Here is a 17,476-nt window from a genome sequence, read left to right as displayed (position 1 = left end):
GGCCTCGGATAGCTCATCGAGCGGGCACGCAAGCAGGTGCCATGGGCTGATCGTCGTTAGAGGAATCAGGGTGTGCTCGTCAGTAGCCTTGGAAGGCTCGTCAGAAGAGACGTGCACCGCTGGCAAAAGAGCCAGGTCTGACGTGATGAAGCGGTTGTCTCGGTCGCGTCTGCGGCTTTGACAGTGAAGCATCAAGCGTTATTCCGCAAATGCCATAAGCCCGGCTTGAAGGCCGGGCTTGGCAGAAGCTTGCTACGAACGTCTGTGTATTAGTACAGACGTACGGCGCGGCGCTGTTCGCGCTGAACTTTCTTGGCGTGACGCTTAACAGCGGCTGCTGCTTTGCGCTTACGCTCGGAAGTCGGCTTCTCGTAGAATTCGCGGCTACGAACTTCAGCCAGAACACCGGCTTTTTCGCAGGAGCGCTTGAAACGACGCAGAGCTACGTCGAAGGGTTCGTTCTCTTTTACTTTGACGGCTGGCATCCAGAGCTACCTTCATTCATTACCGGGGTCAACATCCTCGCGGCAAAAGAGCACTTGAAGACGTCGGTTTTTAAGGGTTGCGGATGTTAACCCCTCAACGCCAGGAATGCAAAGCCTCTGATCGAAAACCGCTGGTCGGGGCACCACGTGGCGACTATTATGCGCGCCTTCGAATTCAGCCTCCACAAGGCGCAAACCCATGCTAGTACTGGGATTAGAAACGTCCTGCGACGAAACCGGCGTCGCGCTCTACGACAGTGAACGCGGCCTGCTTGCCGATGCGCTGTTCAGTCAGATCGACCTGCACCGCGCCTACGGCGGCGTGGTGCCCGAGCTTGCCTCTCGCGATCACGTCAAGCGCATGCTGCCGCTGATCCGGCAGGTACTGGCCGAAGCCGGCTGTGTGCCGACCGAGATCGATGCTGTCGCCTATACCGCCGGCCCGGGCCTGGTGGGTGCGTTGCTGGTAGGGGCTTCCTGTGCCCAGGCGCTGGCCTTTGCCTGGGGCATCCCGGCCCTGGGCGTGCATCACATGGAAGGCCACCTGCTGGCGCCCATGCTGGAGCCGCAGCCACCGGCGTTTCCGTTCGTCGCTTTGTTGGTTTCCGGCGGCCATACGCAACTGGTCCGGGTCGACGGTATCGGTCAGTACGAGCTGATGGGTGAAAGCCTGGACGATGCTGCCGGCGAAGCTTTCGACAAAACCGCCAAGATGATGGGCCTCAATTATCCGGGAGGGCCGGAAATCGCACGGCTTGCGACCCAAGGGGTTGAAGGGCGTTTCGTGTTTCCTCGGCCGATGTGCGACCGGCCGGGTCTGGATTTCAGTTTCAGCGGCCTGAAGACCTTCGCCCTGAACACCTGGCAGCAGTGCGTTGGCGCCGGGGGCGACCATGAGCAAGCCCGTTGCGACATCTCGCTGGCGTTCCAGCAGGCCGTGGTGGAGACTTTGACCATCAAATGCAAGCGCGCCCTCAAACAGGCCGGGCTCAAGCGCCTGGTCATCGCCGGTGGTGTGAGTGCGAACAAGGCCCTGCGGGTGTCACTGGAAAAAATGCTTGGCGACATGAAGGGCGACGTTTACTACGCTCGGCCGCAATTCTGCACCGATAACGGCGCGATGATCGCCTATGCGGGCTGTCAGCGCCTGCAGGCCGGCCAGCACGAAAGCCTGGCGATCAGCGTGCAGGCGCGCTGGCCGATGGAGCAGTTGTCGCCGTTGTGAAGTATTTAGAAATGTCGTTCGCGCCCGGCGAACAGGTCGCGTAGATTGCCCCGGTGGCGCCAGACGATCAGCGCCACCAGTGCGGTCATCGGCACCAGGGCCTCGGGCTCCTGCCAGGCCAGCAACGGCAGGGTCAGCGGGGTGGCGATCAGTGCGGCCAGTGAGCTGGTGCGGGTCAGGTAGAACATCAGCAGCCAGGCGGCGACGGCCAGCAGCGCGGCGGGCGGATACAGGCCCAGCAGCATCCCGGCGGCGGTGGCGACACCCTTGCCGCCACGAAAGCGGAAGTACAGCGGGAACAGATGACCGATGACAGCGCAGACGCCGATCCAGGCCTGTTGCTGCAACGAAAGCCCTGCAAGGCTGGCGATCAATACCGGCACAAGGCCTTTGCAGAGGTCGCCGAGCAGGGTCAGGACGGCAAGTTTGCGTCCGGCCAGGCGCAGCATGTTGGTGGCGCCGGCATTGCCTGAGCCACTCATTCGCGGATCGGGATGCCCCGTCAGGCGGCTGAGCACAATGGCGAAGGACAGCGAGCCGAGCAGGTAGGCGAGGACCGCCAGTAACCAAAACATGCTAACTATTCCGGGCGAGGACGCCCTGATTCTAACGGCGCATTGCGCCCTTGTCGTGCTGCGGAGAAGAGTGCTTGGACAGAGTGTTTATCGAGGGCCTGGAAGTCGACACGGTAATCGGTGCCTACGACTGGGAGCGAGACATCCGACAGTGCCTGCGGCTCGATCTGAGTTTCGCCTGGGATAACCGCCCGGCCGCCGCGGGTGATGACCTGAATCTGGCGCTCGATTACGCCAGTGTCTCGTCGCGCATCCAGGCATTTGCCGAGCAGGCCCGGTTCCAGTTGGTCGAGACCTTCGCCGAGCGGCTGGCCCAGGAGTTGATGGACGAGTTCAAGATTACCTGGCTGCGTCTGAAAGTGACCAAGCCTGGTGCGGTTCCGGCGGCCAGCGGGGTGGGTGTGGAGATCGAGCGCGGATGTCGCTGACACAGGTTTTTCTCGGGCTCGGCAGCAATATCGAGCGCGAAACCCATTTATGCGCGGGGCTTGAAGCCCTGGCGGGCTTTCTGGTGGATATCCGCTGTTCGGCGGTGTTCGAGAGCCAGCCGGTGGGCATCAAGAGTGGTCCTTTCTTCAATTTCGTCGTGTCGGCCTTCACGGATCTGCCACTGATGGAGCTGGACCGTCGTCTCAAGTGCATCGAGGCGGACAATGGTCGTTATGCACCGGGCCGCAAGGGCCTGCCGCTGGATATCGACGTGTTGTTGTATGGAGAGCAGGTCGGCAACTTCGATGGCTTGACTCTGCCGCGGGCGGAAATCCTGAAAAATGCTTTTGTCCTGTGGCCATTGTCGTTGATTGCACCCGATCGTATTCATCCGGGCGTAGGCAAGAGTTTCGCCACGTTGTGGGATGAGGCGCAGATTGATCAGGTGCTGGCGCCAGTGGCGTTTGAGTGGCGGGGCGAGCAGCTTACGTCTTCAGAATTGCTGCGGTCTTCCTGACGCCATCGCGAGCAGGCTCGCTCCCACAGTGTTCGTGGTTGAACCGGATATCAGGGTCCGCCTTAATTCTGGGGGCGCGAGCCTGACTGAACAGGCAAATGACTACTGTCAGTTCGCCGCCTCCTTGTACGCTTTCAACGCCCTGAGCCGCTCGCGCTTGATTGCCTCCCCCAGCTCCGGCCCTTTGAAGCCTTTCTCCAGCAATGGCTGTACCGCCACCCCGCGCGCTGCCGCTGCTGCGCCTCGCAGATAGTCCGCCTGTGGATAACTTCGGTTTTCCAAGCCTTTGCGGCCTCGGGCATCCATTTCGCAGGCCGCGATAAACTCTTCGAAGCGCTGGGGGCGGCGGTATACATCAAAGCTCTGTAGCAATTCGAGCAAGGTGGACGCTTTCAATTCAAGCGCACGATGACCATGGGTGTGATATTGGCCAACCAATAACGCCAACTCCTGACAGTCGCGTGGCGCTTTGAAGCGCTCGTTGACCGCCTTGATCGGTTTCAATCCCTTGTGCTCATGGGCGATGTGTCGCGGCCATTCGTGCTCGGGAGTCAGGCCTTTTCCCAGATCATGCAGCAGGCAGGCCCAGCGGACCGTCAGCGGTTGTTGATTCAGGGCGGCCTGTTCCAGCACACGCAGGGTGTGGGCGCCGGTATCGATTTCCGGGTGATGGGCTTCGGGTTGCGGCACGCCGAATAGCGCATCGACCTCGGGCATCAGGACCTTGAGGGCATCGCAGTCGCGCAGGACCTGGATAAACACCTGTGGCTGGCTTTCCATGAGGGCGCGGGAAATTTCCTTCCAGCTGCGCTCGGCGGTCAATGCTTCCAGTTCGCCGGAATCGCTGAGCTGGCGCATCAACGCCAGGGTCTCGTCCGCCACCTTGAAACCCAGTGGTGCATACCGGGCGGCAAAGCGGGCAACCCGTAGGACTCGGAGGGGATCTTCGGCAAACGCCGGAGAAACGTGGCGCAGCAAGCGGGCTTCAAGATCGCGTTGGCCATGGTAGGGATCGGTGAGCTTGCCATGATCATCTTCCGCCATGGCGTTGATCGTCAGGTCCCTGCGAACCAGGTCTTCCTCGAGGGTCACTTCAGGGCTGGCATGGAACACGAAACCGCCATAGCCGCGGCCGCTTTTGCGTTCCGTGCGGGCGAGGGCGTACTCCTCGCCCGTGTTCGGGTCCAGAAATACAGGAAAGTCAGCGCCCACAGGACGAAAGCCCTTGGCGAGCATTTCCTCGGCGGTGGCACCCACCACGACCCGGTCGATGTCGGCGACGGGGATGCCCAGCAGGCGATCGCGAACGGCGCCGCCGACTTTATAGATCTGCATAAAAAACCTCCGTTGATCCGACAGGATAACCTTTGCGTCGGGTCAACGGAGGCGAAAACGGGATCAAAGATGGATGACGGCCAGGTCCAGGCGGCCGTAATCGCCTTCGGTCTGTTCGTTTCGGGGGGGGACATGGTGGGTTTTCATGACCTGGTCGCCTTGCAGGGTTTCCAGGTGAATGTCGAAACCCCACAGGCGATGCAGGTGCTTGAGTACTTCATCGGTGGAGTCGCCCAGCGGTTTGCGATTGTGCGCCTGGTGACGCAAGGTCAGCGAGCGATCTCCCCGGCGGTCGATGCTGTAGATCTGCACGTTAGGCTCGCGGTTGCCTAGGTTGTACTGTGCTGCCAGGGTCTCGCGGATGATGCGATAACCGCCTTCATCATGAATGGCGGGCACCAGCAGGTCGTCCTTCTGGTCGTCATCGAGGATGCTGAACAGTTTCAGGTCGCGGATCACCTTGGGCGAGAGGTACTGCAGGATAAAACTCTCATCCTTGAAGCTGCTCATGGCGAATTTGATGGTGGATAACCAGTCCGAGCCGGCAATTTCCGGAAACCAGCGACGGTCCTCTTCGGTGGGGTCTTCGCACATGCGTCGTATGTCGCGGTACATGGCAAAACCCAGCGCATAGGGGTTGATGCCGCTGTAATAGGGGCTGTCGAATCCGGGTTGGAACACCACGCTGGTGTGGGACGTCAGGAACTCCATCATGAAACCGTCGGTGACCAGGCCTTCGTCATACAGGTCATTCATCAGCGTGTAGTGCCAGAATGTGGCCCACCCCTCGTTCATGACCTGGGTCTGACGTTGTGGGTAGAAGTACTGGGCAATCTTGCGCACGATGCGCACGATTTCGCGCTGCCACGGTTCCAGCAGCGGTGCGTGTTTTTCGATGAAGTAGAGAATGTTTTCCTGGGGTTCGGCGGGAAAACGCGCGTTGTCCTTCTCGCTGTACTTGTCGGCACCCTTGGGAATGGTGCGCCACAGGTCATTGATCTGCTTTTGCAGGTGTTCTTCACGGTCCTTCTGGCGTCGGCGTTCTTCTTCGGCGGAAATCGGATACGGCCTCTTGTAGCGATCCACCCCGTAGTTCATCAGGGCATGGCAGGAGTCCAGGAGGTCTTCCACGGCATCAATGCCGTGGCGCTCCTCACACTGCATGATGTACTGCTTGGCGAACACCAGGTAATCGATGATCGAACTGGCATCGGTCCAGGTGCGGAACAGGTAGTTGCCCTTGAAAAAACTGTTGTGGCCGTAGCACGCATGCGCCACAACGAGTGCCTGCATGCAGATGGTGTTTTCTTCCATCAGATAGGCGATGCAGGGGTCGGAATTGATCACGATCTCATAGGCCAGTCCCATCTGGCCGCGGCTGTAGGATTTTTCGGTACTGAGGAAGTGCTTGCCATAGGACCAGTGGTGATAACCCAGCGGCATGCCGACCGACGCATAGGCGTCCATCATCTGTTCGGCGGTGATCACCTCGATCTGGTTGGGGTAGGTGTCGAGGGCATAACGGTCCGCGATACGGCTGATTTCGCGGTCGTAGGCCTGGATCAGCTCGAACGTCCATTCGGAGCCGGTGGAGATGGGCTGGCGCTTCTGCTCTTTTTTGGCGGTCATGTCACTAACCTGCGCTGGAAGAGTTCACGGAAGACCGGGTAGATGTCCCCGGCCGAGACCAGTTGCTGTTGCGCAAACGTGTCGGAAAAGGCTTCGGCGATGCGTTCGTATTCATACCACAGGGCCTGGTGTTCCCGTGGCGTAATTTCCACATAGGTGTAGTACTGGACGAACGGCATGATCTGGTTGATCAGAATGTCACGGCAGATGGGGGAGTCGTCGTTCCAGTTGTCTCCGTCGGACGCCTGGGCTGCGTAGATGTTCCATTCGTTGGCCGGATAACGTTCGGCCATGATTTCCTGCATCAGTTTCAAGGCGCTGGAGACGATGGTGCCGCCGGTTTCCCTGGAGTAGAAGAACTCTTCTTCGTCCACCTCCCGGGCGCTGGTGTGGTGGCGGATGAACACCACGTCGATCTTGTCGTAGTTCCGCTTGAGGAACAGGTACAGCAGGATGAAGAATCGCTTGGCGATATCCTTGGTGGCTTGGGTCATGGAGCCGGACACGTCCATCAGGCAGAACATCACGGCCTTGGAGCTAGGGTTTGGCTGCTTGACCAACAGGTTGTACTTGAGGTCGAAGGTGTCGAGAAACGGTACCCGGTGGATTCTGGCGCTGAGTTTCTCGATTTCCGCTTCCAGGTCCTGAATGTCTCCGAAATTGTCCGGTTCTTCGCGTCTGAGACGGGCAAGCTCCTCCTTGACCTCGCGCAGTTTCGCCCGGCTGCTGCCGGACAGGGCGATGCGCCGGGCATGGGCCGAGCGAAGCGTGCGGATAATGTTGATGCGTGACGGGTTGCCTTCGTTGCTGATACCGGCGCGTACGGTCTTGAAGGTGTCGGTGCCGGTCAGGTTGCGTTTGACCAGGTTTGGCAGTTCCAGGTCCTCGAACATGAACTCCAGGAACTCCTCCTGGGTGATCTGGAACACGAACTCGTCCATGCCCTCGCCGGAGTTACCGGCCTTGCCGGGCCCCTTGCCACCGCCTCCACCCGGTGGGCGGGGGATGTGCTCGCCGCTGGTGAATTCCTTGTTGCCGGGGTGCACGACGGTCTGTTTGCCACCGCGGCCGTGGTGAAGCACCGGCTCGTCGATGTCGCGGCCGGGGATGCTGATCTGTTCGCCATGTTCCATGTCGGTAATGGAACGGCGGCTGACCGCCTCTTCGACGGCTTTCTTGATGTGGTCACGATAGCGCCGCAGGAATCGCTGACGGTTCACCGTGCTCTTGTTCTTGCCATTGAGGCGTCGGTCGATCACATAGCTCATGGGGAGCCCTCCGGGGCAGCTTCAAGTTCCCAGCTTCAAGCTGCAAGCCGTGGGCACAAGGACGGTGAGCGCCCTTGCAGCCCATGGCTTGAAGCTTGCCGCTTCACTGCCTCACTGCGATTTCCGGACCCGCAGATACCATTCGGAAAGCAGCCGTACCTGTTTGTCGGTGTAGCCACGTTCGACCATGCGTGTGACGAAGTCGTTGTGTTTTTGCTGGTCCTCCTTGCTGGCCTTGGCATTGAAGCTGATGACCGGCAACAGGTCCTCGGTGTTGGAGAACATTTTCTTCTCGATGACCACCCGCAGCTTTTCGTAGCTGAGCCAGGTGGGGTTCTTGCCGTTGTTGTTGGCCCGCGCCCGCAGCACGAAGTTGACGATTTCGTTGCGGAAATCCTTCGGATTGCTGATGCCTGCCGGCTTCTCGATTTTTTCCAGTTCCTCGTTAAGCGCTACACGGTTGAGGATTTCTCCGGTTTCCGGGTCGCGGTATTCCTGGTCCTGGATCCAGAAGTCTGCGTACAGCACGTAGCGGTCGAAGATGTTCTGGCCATACTCGCTGTAGGACTCCAGGTACGCAGTCTGGATCTCCTTGCCAATGAACTCGATATAACGCGGGGCCAGGTATTCCTTGAGGAAACGCAGGTAGCGCTCACGGGTTTCGGCCTGGAACTGCTCCTGCTCGATCTGCTGCTCCAGCACGTACAACAGGTGAACCGGGTTGGCGGCGATTTCGTGGGGGTCGAAGTTGAAGACCTTGGACAGGATCTTGAACGCGAAACGCGTGGACAGGCCGTTCATGCCTTCGTCGACCCCCGCGTTGTCGCGGTATTCCTGGATCGACTTGGCCTTCGGATCGGTGTCCTTGAGGTTTTCACCGTCATACACCCGCATCTTCGAATAGATGTTGGAGTTTTCCGGCTCCTTGAGACGCGACAGCACGGTGAACTGGGCCAGCATCTTCAGAGTGTCAGGGGCGCAGTGGGCCTTGGCCAGTGAGCTGTTGAACAGCAGTTTGTCGTAGATCTTCACCTCGTCGGTGACCCGCAGGCAGTACGGTACCTTGACGATGTAGATCCGGTCGATGAACGCTTCGTTGTTCTTGTTGTTGCGGAAGGTGTGCCATTCCGACTCGTTGGAGTGGGCCAACAGGATGCCGCTGAACGGAATCGCCCCCAGGCCCTCGGTACTGTTGTAGTTGCCTTCCTGGGTGGCAGTCAGCAAAGGGTGTAGCACCTTGATGGGCGCCTTGAACATCTCGACGAATTCCATCAGGCCCTGGTTGGCCCGGCACAGCGCGCCCGAGTAGCTGTAGGCATCGGCATCGTTCTGTGGGAATTCTTCCAGCTTGCGGATATCGACCTTGCCCACCAGGGCCGAAATGTCCTGGTTGTTCTCGTCACCCGGTTCGGTCTTGGCTACCCCGATCTGGTTGAGAATCGATGGGTAGAGCTTGACCACCTTGAACTGGCTGATGTCGCCGCCGAACTCGGCCAGACGCTTGGTGGCCCATGGCGACATGATGGTGTTGAGGTAGCGGCGTGGAATGCCGAAGTCCTCCTCGAGGATCGCGCCGTCCTCGGTGGCGTTGAACAGCCCCAGGGGCGATTCGAACACCGGTGAGCCCTTGATTGCGTAGAAGGGTACTTTCTCGATCAACTGCTTGAGTTTTTCGGCCAGGGACGATTTACCGCCACCCACCGGACCAAGTAGATAGAGGATTTGCTTCTTCTCCTCCAGGCCTTGGGCTGCATGGCGGAAATAGGACACGATCTGGTCGATGCATTCTTCCATGCCGTGGAAGTCTTCAAAGGCCGGATAGCGGCGTATCACCTTGTTGGAGAAGATCCGCGACAGCCTCGAGTTGGTCGAGGTATCCAGCAGTTCGGGTTCTCCGATTGCCAGCAACAGACGCTCCGCAGCCGATGCGTAGGCACTGCGGTCCTGCTTGCAGAGTTCGAGGTATTCCTGCAGCGAGTACTCCTCCTGCCGCGTGGACTCGAAACGTTGCTGGAAGTGGCTAAAAATACTCATGACGTCACCTCGCTCGATACGTGGAGCCGGTGTCGGATCAATCAGTCGTTGCTGGTCAGCCGCTGGGAACCCAGTTGCCGTTTATCCCCCCAGAATGCTTCCAGGATGAAGGTCCCTGAAAACTGACTCCCGATGATCCGCGCGCCGGTGTACCGGCTCTCCCCTGTTTTGGATGGCCTGAGGCTAAGAATAGTTCGGAATCGGAGAGGCACAGGTGGAATGCGTAATAAGTTATGGCAGACCGTTCGTCTGCTGTCGCTCAAGCCCGCGGTTCACGCGGGTTTGAGACGGTGTAAAAAATTATTCGTGGGAGCCTTGCGCCGTTTCTGACGGATAAGTCGTGCGCCAGAGTTCAAAACCACCATCCAGGCTATAGACGTCGGTGAAGCCCTGGCCGACCAGGTAGGCGGCTGCGCTCTGGCTGGAGTTGCCGTGATAACAAACGACAACGACCGGCGCATCGAGGTCGGCGTTGGTAATGAAATCATGCAGGGAGTGGTTGTCCAGATGCTTGGACCCACTGATGTGCAGGGCGGAAAAAGTGGCGGTGTCGCGGACGTCGACGACAACCGCGCCGTGCTCCCGCAGGGCCTGGGCTTGTTCCGGGGGAATGCGTTTGAATTCAGTCATGGAGGGCTCCTGTGGCAGGCCAGGCGTCGATCAGACGGCGGTGCCGGTCGGCGATGATGCAATGGTCGGGTGGTGATCGGGTTTGGCGTGGCCCTGTTCGTCGCAGTCGCAACGCAGTTGTTCGCCGGTATCAACGTTCATCAGTGTCATCGCTTCGCCCCACACGCAGCCGGTGTCGAGGGCAAAGACTCCTGGTTCGTCGCATTCGCCTTGCAGCGCTGCCCAGTGGCCGAAAACGATTTTCAGGTGACGGGTCTTGCGCTCCTTGTGCTTGAACCAGGGCGCATAGCCGGGTGGTGCGGTCTCGATGCCTTCCTTGCCCTTGAGGTCGAGCTTGCCATCGCGGGTGCAGAAACGCATGCGGGTGAAGTAATTGGTAATGACCCGAAGGCGCGTCACGCCGTTGAGGTCATTGTCCCATTTGACCGGATCGTTACCGTACATGCCATCCAGATAGGGACCGAACAGGTTGTCGTCGCGCAGCGCCTGTTCGACTTCCTCGGCGCATTTGAGCGCCCTGCGCAGGGACCATTGAGGCGGGATGCCAGCATGTACCAGCGCCAGGTTGCGCTGCTCGTCGTAGTGCATGAGCTTTTGCTGGCGCAGCCATTCAAGCAGCTCGGTGCAGTCGGGGGCGTCGAGGATTTCTTTCAGGGTGTCGGTTTTTTTCAGGCGCTCGACGTTCTGCCAGGCGGCCAGCAGGTGCAGGTCGTGATTGCCGAGCACACACACCAGCGACTGGCGGATGCTGAAGAGAAAGCGCAACGTCTCAAGCGATTGCGGACCGCGGTTGACCAGGTCGCCTACCAGCCACAGCGTGTCTTTCTGCGGGTCGAAGGCAACCCGCTCCAACAGGCATTTGAGTGGGGTGAGACAGCCCTGGAGATCACCGACCGCATAGGTAGCCATCAGTGCAAGGCTCCAGGCACCGCCAGGCGAAAGGGCTTGATGACCGCATCAAAGCGTTTGCCGTCCTCGGCCAGCATCTGATAGGTACCTTGCATGGTGCCGACCCGGGTCGTCATCACGGTACCGCTGCTGTAGCTGTGGCTGTCTCCGGCGTCGATCAGCGGTTGCTGGCCGACCACGCCCTCGCCACGCACCTCTTCGACATGCCCGTCGCCATTGGTGATGACCCAGTGCCGCGACAGCAGCCTGGCCGGCAGCGAGCCGTTGTTGCGCACGGTAATGGTGTAGGCGAAGGCGAAACGGTTATGTTCGGGTTGCGACTGTTCTGCCAGGAAACGGGTGGTGACGCTGACGTCGACCTGATAACGAGGATCGGACATGCAAAAGGGCCTTAGAAGCGGGACGCGGGCGTGGCTGAAGGGATCAGTCTAGGCCAAGTATCGGGTAGTAAACCAGAGGGGCGTCCCACCCGAGACGGCCGTCGTCCGTCAGATGGCCTCGGCTTTCGGTGCGGCCTGCTCGCTGAGCTTGTCGGCCAGGCGCACGAAGGCCGCCAGATCCAGCTGCTCGGGACGCAGGCTGCCATCGACGCCTGCGGCTTCGATTTCGGCGCTGCTAAGCAGCAACTTCAATGTATTGCGCAGGGTTTTGCGCCGCTGGTTGAAGGCTTCGCGTACCACCCGCTCCAGCAGGCGATGATCCTTGGCCGGGTGGGGCAGTACGGCATGGGGTACGAGGCGGACGATGGCCGAGTCGACCTTCGGTGGTGGGTTGAATGCCCCTGGGCCGACATTGAACAGGTGTTCGACCCGGCAATGGTACTGGACCATGATCGATAGACGGCCCCAATCGCCACCGCCAGGACCGGCGGCGAGACGTTCGACCACTTCCTTCTGCAGCATGAAGTGCATGTCGCGAATCAGGCCGGCATTGCTCAGCAGGTGGAAGATCAGTGGCGTGGAGATGTTGTACGGCAGGTTACCCACGACCCGCAGGCTGTTCGGCGCGGCGTTCAGGCTGTTGAAGTCGAACTTCAGCGCGTCGCCCTGGTGCAGGTTGAAGTTGCTCTTGCCGGCGAATTGCTGATTGAGGATCGGAACCAGGTCCTTGTCCAGCTCCACGACGTCCAATTGCGCGCCGCTACCAAGCAGACCCTCGGTCAGGGCGCCCTGGCCCGGTCCGATTTCCAGCATGCGGTCGTCGGGCTTGGCGTTGATGGAGCGCAGGATGCGATCGATCACGCCGGCGTCATGCAAGAAATTCTGGCCGAAACGCTTGCGCGCGCGGTGTTGGTATTGCTCGGTCATAAGTGGGTCTCGGCCATCTGGTAGGCGGTTTCCAGCGCGACCTGCAGGCTGCCGGTATCGATCTTGCCGCTGCCGGCCAGGTCCAGGGCGGTGCCATGGTCCACCGAAGTGCGGATGATCGGCAGGCCCAGGGTCACGTTGACTGCCGCACCGAAGCCTTTGAACTTCAGCACGGGCAGCCCCTGGTCGTGGTACATCGCCAGCACCGCGTCGCAGTGCTCCAGATATTTGGGGGTAAACAGAGTGTCGGCGGGCAGCGGGCCATGCAGGTTCATGCCTTCGCTGCGCAAGCGCTCCAATGTAGGTTCAATGATGTCGATTTCTTCGCGACCCAGATGTCCGCCTTCACCGGCGTGGGGGTTGAGTCCGCAGACCAGGATGCGTGGGTGGGCGATGCCGAACTTTCCCTGCAGGTCGGCGTGCAGTATCCGCGTGACCCGCTCCAGGCGTTCCGAGGTGATGGCGTCGGCAATGTCCCGCAAGGGCAGGTGAGTGGTCACCAGGGCCACGCGCAGACCACGGGTAGCGAGCATCATCACCACCTGTGCGGTGTGGGTCAGGTCCGCGAGGAATTCGGTGTGCCCGGAAAAGGCGATACCGGACTCGTTGATCACGCCCTTGTGCACCGGTGCGGTGATCATGCCGGCGAATGTGCCATCCAGGCAGCCCTGGCCGGCACGGGTCAGGGTTTCCAGGACGAAGCCGGCGTTGGCCTTGTCCAGCCGCCCGGTGATGACGGGGGCGCCCAAAGGCGTATCCCAGACATACAGGCTATTGGCCGGCGCCGGGACATCCGGCCAGGCGCCAGGCATCACCGGCAGCAGGTTGACAGCCACCCCCAACTGCACGGCCCGCTCAAGGAGCAGGTCGTGGCTGGTGATGGCGATCAGGGGATGTGGCTGGGGTTGCGCGGCGAGCAGCAGGCACAGGTCGGGACCAATGCCGGCAGGCTCGCCGGGCGTCAGCGCGAAACGCTTGGGTTTCACTGCGCTGCCTGGTCTGCACCAGGGAGTTTGATTTCAACGTAGGCTTCGTCGCGGATCTGACGCAACCAGGTTTGCAGCTCTTCGTCGTACTTGCGGTTACGCAGTACTGTCATTGCCTGTTGTTCGCGGGCCTGGGTGGTGCTGTCGGTGGCGCGACGGCCAAGGACTTCCAGTACATGCCAGCCATAAGGGCTCTTGAACGGCTTGGACAGTTGGCCCTGTGGCGTTTCGGCCATGACTTTGCGGAACTCGGGCACCAGTGCGTTCGGGTCAACCCAGTTCAGGTCGCCGCCGTTGAGGGCCGATCCCGGGTCTTCCGAGAAGCTCTTCGCCAGTTCGGCGAAGTCTTCGCCCGCCTCGATGCGGTCGTAGAGCTTCTCCGCCAGACGCTTGGTTTCGGCTTCGCTGCGAATTTCGCTGGGTTTGATCAGGATGTGGCGAACATGTACTTCGTCACGCACCTGGGTACCGCCACCGCGTTTCTCCAGCACCTTCAGGATAATGAAACCGCCGGGAGTACGGGCAGGTTGAGTAATGTCGCCTACTGCCATGGCGCTCAGTTCGCGGTCGAATGGAGGCGGCAGTTGTGCAGGTTTGCGCCAGCCCATGTCGCCGCCTTCCAGGGCGTTTTCACTGCCTGAGCGGGCGACGGCCAGTTGACCGAAGTCGGCACCTTGCTTGAGCTGCTGGTAGACATCCATTGCCTGGCGATAAGCGCCCTGAATGGCTTCGGAGTTCGCGCTTTCCGGGGTAGGAATCAGGATGTTCGCCAGGTGCAGTTCTTCGGAAAGCTGCATCTTGCCCAGGTCGGAAGCGAGGAAGTTCTTCACTTCCTGCTCGGAAACCTGGATGCGTTCAGCCACCCGACGCTGGCGCACGCGACTGATGATCATCTCGCGGCGGATCTGGTCACGGGCGTCATCGTAGGACAGGCCATCGTGAGCCAATGCAGCGCGGAACTGGTCGATGGTCATGTTGTTGCGCTGGGCAATGGTACCGACGGCCTGATTCAGCTCTTCGTCGGTGATGCGGATGCCGGAGCGCTCGCCGATCTGCAATTGCAGGTTTTCGACGATCAGGCGTTCGAGCACTTGCTGATCCAGCACGCCCGGCGGTGGCAGGCCGCCGCCGCGCTTGGCGATGGTTTGCTGCACTTCATGGACGCGCTGGTCCAGCTGGCTCTGCATGACCACGTCGTTATCGACGATGGCCACCACTTTATCGATGGACTGTACCGCGGCGTTGGCCGCGGTACCCAGGAACAGCGCGCCCAGCATCAGCGGGCGCAGACAATCAGAAAGCTTGGTCTTCACGTTCACGATAACCTTGGATGCCTTTGTCGAGGAAGCTCTCTACCTTGGCGCCGGTGAGGCCGCCGAGTCCCTTCAGGACAATTTGGAGGAAGACGCCGTGGTCGCCTTTTTCGTTTTCCGGGGCGGCTTGACTAAACTCTTCGTAGTCGACCCAGTAACGGTTGATCAGGCGCAGTTTCCAGCAGCAGTTGTCGTATTCGAAACCGCCGAAGGCTTCCAGGGTACGGTTGCGGTTGTAGTCATACTGCCAACGGCTGATAGCGTTCCACTGTGGCACGATCGGCCAGATGACCGAGAAATCGTGCTGCTTGATCTTGTAGTAGTCCTTCACGTAGCCAGGTGTGCCCGGGGTACCGTAGTCGCCGCCACCCACTTGCCATGTACCGGTGGCCTCGTCATAACGGACCTGGTCGTTACGATAGCGATAACCGGCGTTGATGACCTTGTTCGGATTGTCTTCCGGCTGATAGTGGAACATCGCACTGCCCGAGCGTGGGCTGTGGGTGTCCGGGTCCCAGTTATAGGTGGCAGTGGTGCGCCAGTCGCGATTCCAGCGGAATTCGTATTCCAGGGCGTACGGAGACACGTTCGACTTGGCGTCTTCGCGGGTCTTGAAGTCGATGCCTGGCAACTGGACTTCGCGATCCTTGAAGTACAGGGCCTGGCCGACGCTGACGCGCTGACGTTCGAAACCGTTTTCTTCGATCCAGCGGCTGGTCACGCCCAGGGACAACTTGTTCTCGTCGCCGACGCGGTCGGAACCGGTGAAGCGGTTGTCCCGGAACAGCGAGGAGTAGCTGAAGGTCGATTCGCTGGTGTCGAACACGGGAATGTCGCTCTGATCTTTCTCCGGTACGTAGAGATAGAACAGGCGAGGCTCCAGCGTCTGACGGTAGTTGGTACCGAACCACTGCGTGTCGCGGTCGAAATACAGGCCGCTGTCGATGCTGGCGATTGGCACTCCACGGCTCTGGCTGCTGCTGTAGGTGCCTCGCAGGCGGTCTTGTTCGGCAGTCTGCCCGGCGATGTCCGACTTGCCCTCACCATCAAGGTCGAGGTCATATTGGGTGTACTGGTATTTGAGCGACGGCTTGATATAGCCATAGCTTGCGTTCATCGGCAGGCTGACGACCGGTGCCAGATTCAGGCGATTACCATTTGCGCGGGCAAGGCCCCAGACCCGGGTATCCAGCCACGGCGTCGTGACGCCGTCTTCATCGCTGTAGAGGCCGTCTCGCAAATTACGATCAAACCGCACCGCCTCCGTCTTGTAGGCGAAATCCAGCCCATACGGATGCTGTGGCAGGGTGCCGTTGAAGGTGATCTGCGGCAGGCGGTTATACGGCGTGATCTTCGAGATCGTCGCCATCTGATACGCCTGGGCATTCACCCGCGCCGTGTAGTTATCTCCGCGATAGCTGACTGCACCCTGCTGGTTCACGTAATCCCTGGATTCGACACCGATCTGGTCGGTCTGCAAATCCTGGAAGTAATACGGGTCGCTGATTTTGGTGTAGTCGACTTCCGTCAGCACGCGCGAGTCCAGCCCGCCCTTGTGCTGCCAGTTGTACATGTAGCGGGTCTTGCTGTAGTCGGACTGCTTGGCGCGCTCGTCCTCTTCATCGTTGAGGTACGCAGCGCCGAACTGACCTTCGCTGGACTTGGTCAGGTAACGGAATTCGCCTTCCATCAACAGGCCGCGCTTGCTCATGTAGCGCGGATACAACGTGGCGTCGTAGTTCGGTGCCAGGTTGAAGTAGTACGGGGTGACCAACAGGAAGCCGGTGTCGCTGCCGCTGCCGATAGTCGGTGGCAGGAAGCCGGACTGGCGACGGTCGTCGATCGGGAAGTAGATATAAGGTGTATAGAGGACCGGGATGTCCTTGACCCGCAGCGTCACGTTGGTCGCGGTACCGAAGCCGGTGGCCGGGTTCAGGGTGATGTTGTTGCCCTTGAGCGTCCAGGCGTTGCTGTTCGGTTCGCACGTGGTGTACGTGCCGTCCTTGAGGCGGATGATCGCGTTTTCGGCACGCTTGGCGTACAGCGCGTTACCGCGGATACGCGACTTGTGCATCACGTATTCGGCGTTGTCGACCTTGGCTTCGCCGGTGTCCAGCTGGACATCGGCGTGGTCGCCGACGATCAGTGCGCCGTTGTCGCGGACCCGCACATTGCCGCTCAGCTCGCCACGGTTCTCGGCTTGGTAAAGACTGGCTTCGTCCGCCTCGACCTGCATGCTGCCCTGGCGCATGACCACGTCACCGGCCAGGGTCGCCACCTGTTGCTCCTGCTCGTAGCGTGAAGCCTTGGCGCCGAGGAAGGTGGGGGCGTCGCTCTTGGCCGTCTTGTCATTCATGCCAGGACGGGTCGGCTCGATATAGGCACCGGAGCAATAAGGGCCGGTTTCGGCCAATTGCGCAGGGGTGAGGTTCTCCCGTGGAACCCAATCCAGGTGGCTGTAGTCTGCACTGCGCGACTTCAGGCCGCGGCCCTTGGCTTCGGTGACCAGCACCGGCTTGTCGCCGGCTGCTTCAACCGAATTGCTACCGGCCGGAGTGTCGCCGCTGTCGGCAACGGCACTGCCTTCATGCACCGGACGCGGTGGCAATGCGGCGGCCGGTGTCTTGGGGGAACAGTCCCAGGCACCCGAAGCGGAGACGGAGCAGTCATACTGCTGCGCCGCGACAACGAATGAAGAGGCCAGGGGTTGCAGGGCCAGCAGGCTGCCGGTGACCAGCAACGGGAATTTTCTACGAAACGCGGGGGATTTCAATGCCATCTTATTAGTCCGGGCTTCCTGCGTGCCATCTGCCCGCGGTGTGGGCCGCACGCCT

Annotated in this window: 16 protein-coding genes; 3 read left to right on the top strand and 13 right to left on the bottom strand. The window is 60.3% G+C overall.

Translation table 11 applies throughout. The features are described from left to right. Positions 1–269: 269 nt before the first annotated feature. The gene (gene rpsU, locus LOY67_RS25305; RefSeq protein WP_002551877.1) at positions 270–485 is read right to left on the bottom strand and encodes a 30S ribosomal protein S21; all 216 of its coding nucleotides are present in this window, start codon (positions 483–485) and stop codon (positions 270–272) included. A 199-nt stretch (positions 486–684) separates the two neighbouring features. Between rpsU and tsaD the strand changes: the two genes are divergently transcribed. Further along, positions 685–1,710, top strand: coding sequence for a tRNA (adenosine(37)-N6)-threonylcarbamoyltransferase complex transferase subunit TsaD (gene tsaD / locus LOY67_RS25300; RefSeq protein WP_265064906.1), 1,026 nt, complete (start codon positions 685–687; stop codon positions 1,708–1,710). 5 nt (positions 1,711–1,715) lie between these two features. Here tsaD and plsY read toward each other — a convergent pair whose 3' ends face one another. After that, the gene (gene plsY / locus LOY67_RS25295) at positions 1,716–2,285 is read right to left on the bottom strand and encodes a glycerol-3-phosphate 1-O-acyltransferase PlsY (protein ID WP_265064905.1); all 570 of its coding nucleotides are present in this window, start codon (positions 2,283–2,285) and stop codon (positions 1,716–1,718) included. Between the two features lie 74 nt (positions 2,286–2,359). Between plsY and folB the strand changes: the two genes are divergently transcribed. Beyond that, the gene (folB, locus tag LOY67_RS25290; protein WP_258628587.1) at positions 2,360–2,713 is read left to right on the top strand and encodes a dihydroneopterin aldolase; all 354 of its coding nucleotides are present in this window, start codon (positions 2,360–2,362) and stop codon (positions 2,711–2,713) included. Beyond that, positions 2,704–3,231, top strand: a complete 528-nt coding sequence (gene folK, locus LOY67_RS25285) for a 2-amino-4-hydroxy-6-hydroxymethyldihydropteridine diphosphokinase (RefSeq protein WP_265064904.1) — start codon at positions 2,704–2,706, stop codon at positions 3,229–3,231. Before folB ends, folK begins: the two co-directional genes overlap by 10 nt. Before the next feature lie 108 nt (positions 3,232–3,339). Here folK and LOY67_RS25280 read toward each other — a convergent pair whose 3' ends face one another. The 11 genes from LOY67_RS25280 to LOY67_RS25230 form a co-directional block, all read right to left on the bottom strand. Then, the gene (locus LOY67_RS25280) at positions 3,340–4,566 is read right to left on the bottom strand and encodes a multifunctional CCA addition/repair protein (protein WP_265064903.1); all 1,227 of its coding nucleotides are present in this window, start codon (positions 4,564–4,566) and stop codon (positions 3,340–3,342) included. 63 nt (positions 4,567–4,629) lie between these two features. Next, the gene (locus LOY67_RS25275) at positions 4,630–6,195 is read right to left on the bottom strand and encodes a SpoVR family protein (protein ID WP_265064902.1); all 1,566 of its coding nucleotides are present in this window, start codon (positions 6,193–6,195) and stop codon (positions 4,630–4,632) included. Next, the gene (locus LOY67_RS25270) at positions 6,192–7,463 is read right to left on the bottom strand and encodes a YeaH/YhbH family protein (protein WP_265064901.1); all 1,272 of its coding nucleotides are present in this window, start codon (positions 7,461–7,463) and stop codon (positions 6,192–6,194) included. Before LOY67_RS25270 ends, LOY67_RS25275 begins: the two co-directional genes overlap by 4 nt. A 111-nt stretch (positions 7,464–7,574) precedes the next feature. Beyond that, the gene (locus LOY67_RS25265; RefSeq protein ID WP_041023943.1) at positions 7,575–9,497 is read right to left on the bottom strand and encodes a PrkA family serine protein kinase; all 1,923 of its coding nucleotides are present in this window, start codon (positions 9,495–9,497) and stop codon (positions 7,575–7,577) included. 300 nt (positions 9,498–9,797) lie between these two features. Beyond that, positions 9,798–10,127, bottom strand: a complete 330-nt coding sequence (gene glpE / locus LOY67_RS25260; RefSeq protein ID WP_265064900.1) for a thiosulfate sulfurtransferase GlpE — start codon at positions 10,125–10,127, stop codon at positions 9,798–9,800. Between the two features lie 30 nt (positions 10,128–10,157). Next, the gene (locus LOY67_RS25255; RefSeq protein ID WP_265064899.1) at positions 10,158–11,036 is read right to left on the bottom strand and encodes a symmetrical bis(5'-nucleosyl)-tetraphosphatase; all 879 of its coding nucleotides are present in this window, start codon (positions 11,034–11,036) and stop codon (positions 10,158–10,160) included. Continuing rightward, positions 11,036–11,416 carry a Co2+/Mg2+ efflux protein ApaG gene (gene apaG / locus LOY67_RS25250; protein ID WP_265064898.1) on the bottom strand — a complete coding sequence of 127 codons (381 nt, stop codon included), beginning with the start codon at positions 11,414–11,416 and terminating at the stop codon, positions 11,036–11,038. The genes LOY67_RS25255 and apaG overlap by 1 nt, the downstream gene beginning before the upstream one ends. Positions 11,417–11,524: 108 nt before the next feature. After that, entirely contained in the window at positions 11,525–12,343 is an 819-nt protein-coding gene (rsmA, locus tag LOY67_RS25245; RefSeq protein WP_139640597.1) for a 16S rRNA (adenine(1518)-N(6)/adenine(1519)-N(6))-dimethyltransferase RsmA, read from the bottom strand. After that, entirely contained in the window at positions 12,340–13,329 is a 990-nt protein-coding gene (pdxA, locus tag LOY67_RS25240; RefSeq protein WP_265064897.1) for a 4-hydroxythreonine-4-phosphate dehydrogenase PdxA, read from the bottom strand. Before pdxA ends, rsmA begins: the two co-directional genes overlap by 4 nt. Further along, positions 13,326–14,648: a peptidylprolyl isomerase SurA gene (gene surA, locus LOY67_RS25235; protein ID WP_265064896.1), complete on the bottom strand. Its 1,323-nt coding sequence runs from the start codon at positions 14,646–14,648 to the stop codon at positions 13,326–13,328. The genes pdxA and surA overlap by 4 nt, the downstream gene beginning before the upstream one ends. Next, the gene (locus LOY67_RS25230) at positions 14,623–17,421 is read right to left on the bottom strand and encodes an LPS-assembly protein LptD (RefSeq protein ID WP_265064895.1); all 2,799 of its coding nucleotides are present in this window, start codon (positions 17,419–17,421) and stop codon (positions 14,623–14,625) included. Before LOY67_RS25230 ends, surA begins: the two co-directional genes overlap by 26 nt. Positions 17,422–17,476 lie beyond the last annotated feature (55 nt).

Origin of the sequence: Pseudomonas sp. B21-056 (genome assembly GCF_026016325.1) — a bacterium.
Classification (GTDB): Bacteria; Pseudomonadota; Gammaproteobacteria; order Pseudomonadales; family Pseudomonadaceae; genus Aquipseudomonas.
The sequence above is the reverse complement of the archived record's forward strand: the minus strand, read 5'-3'. Positions and strand labels throughout refer to the sequence as shown.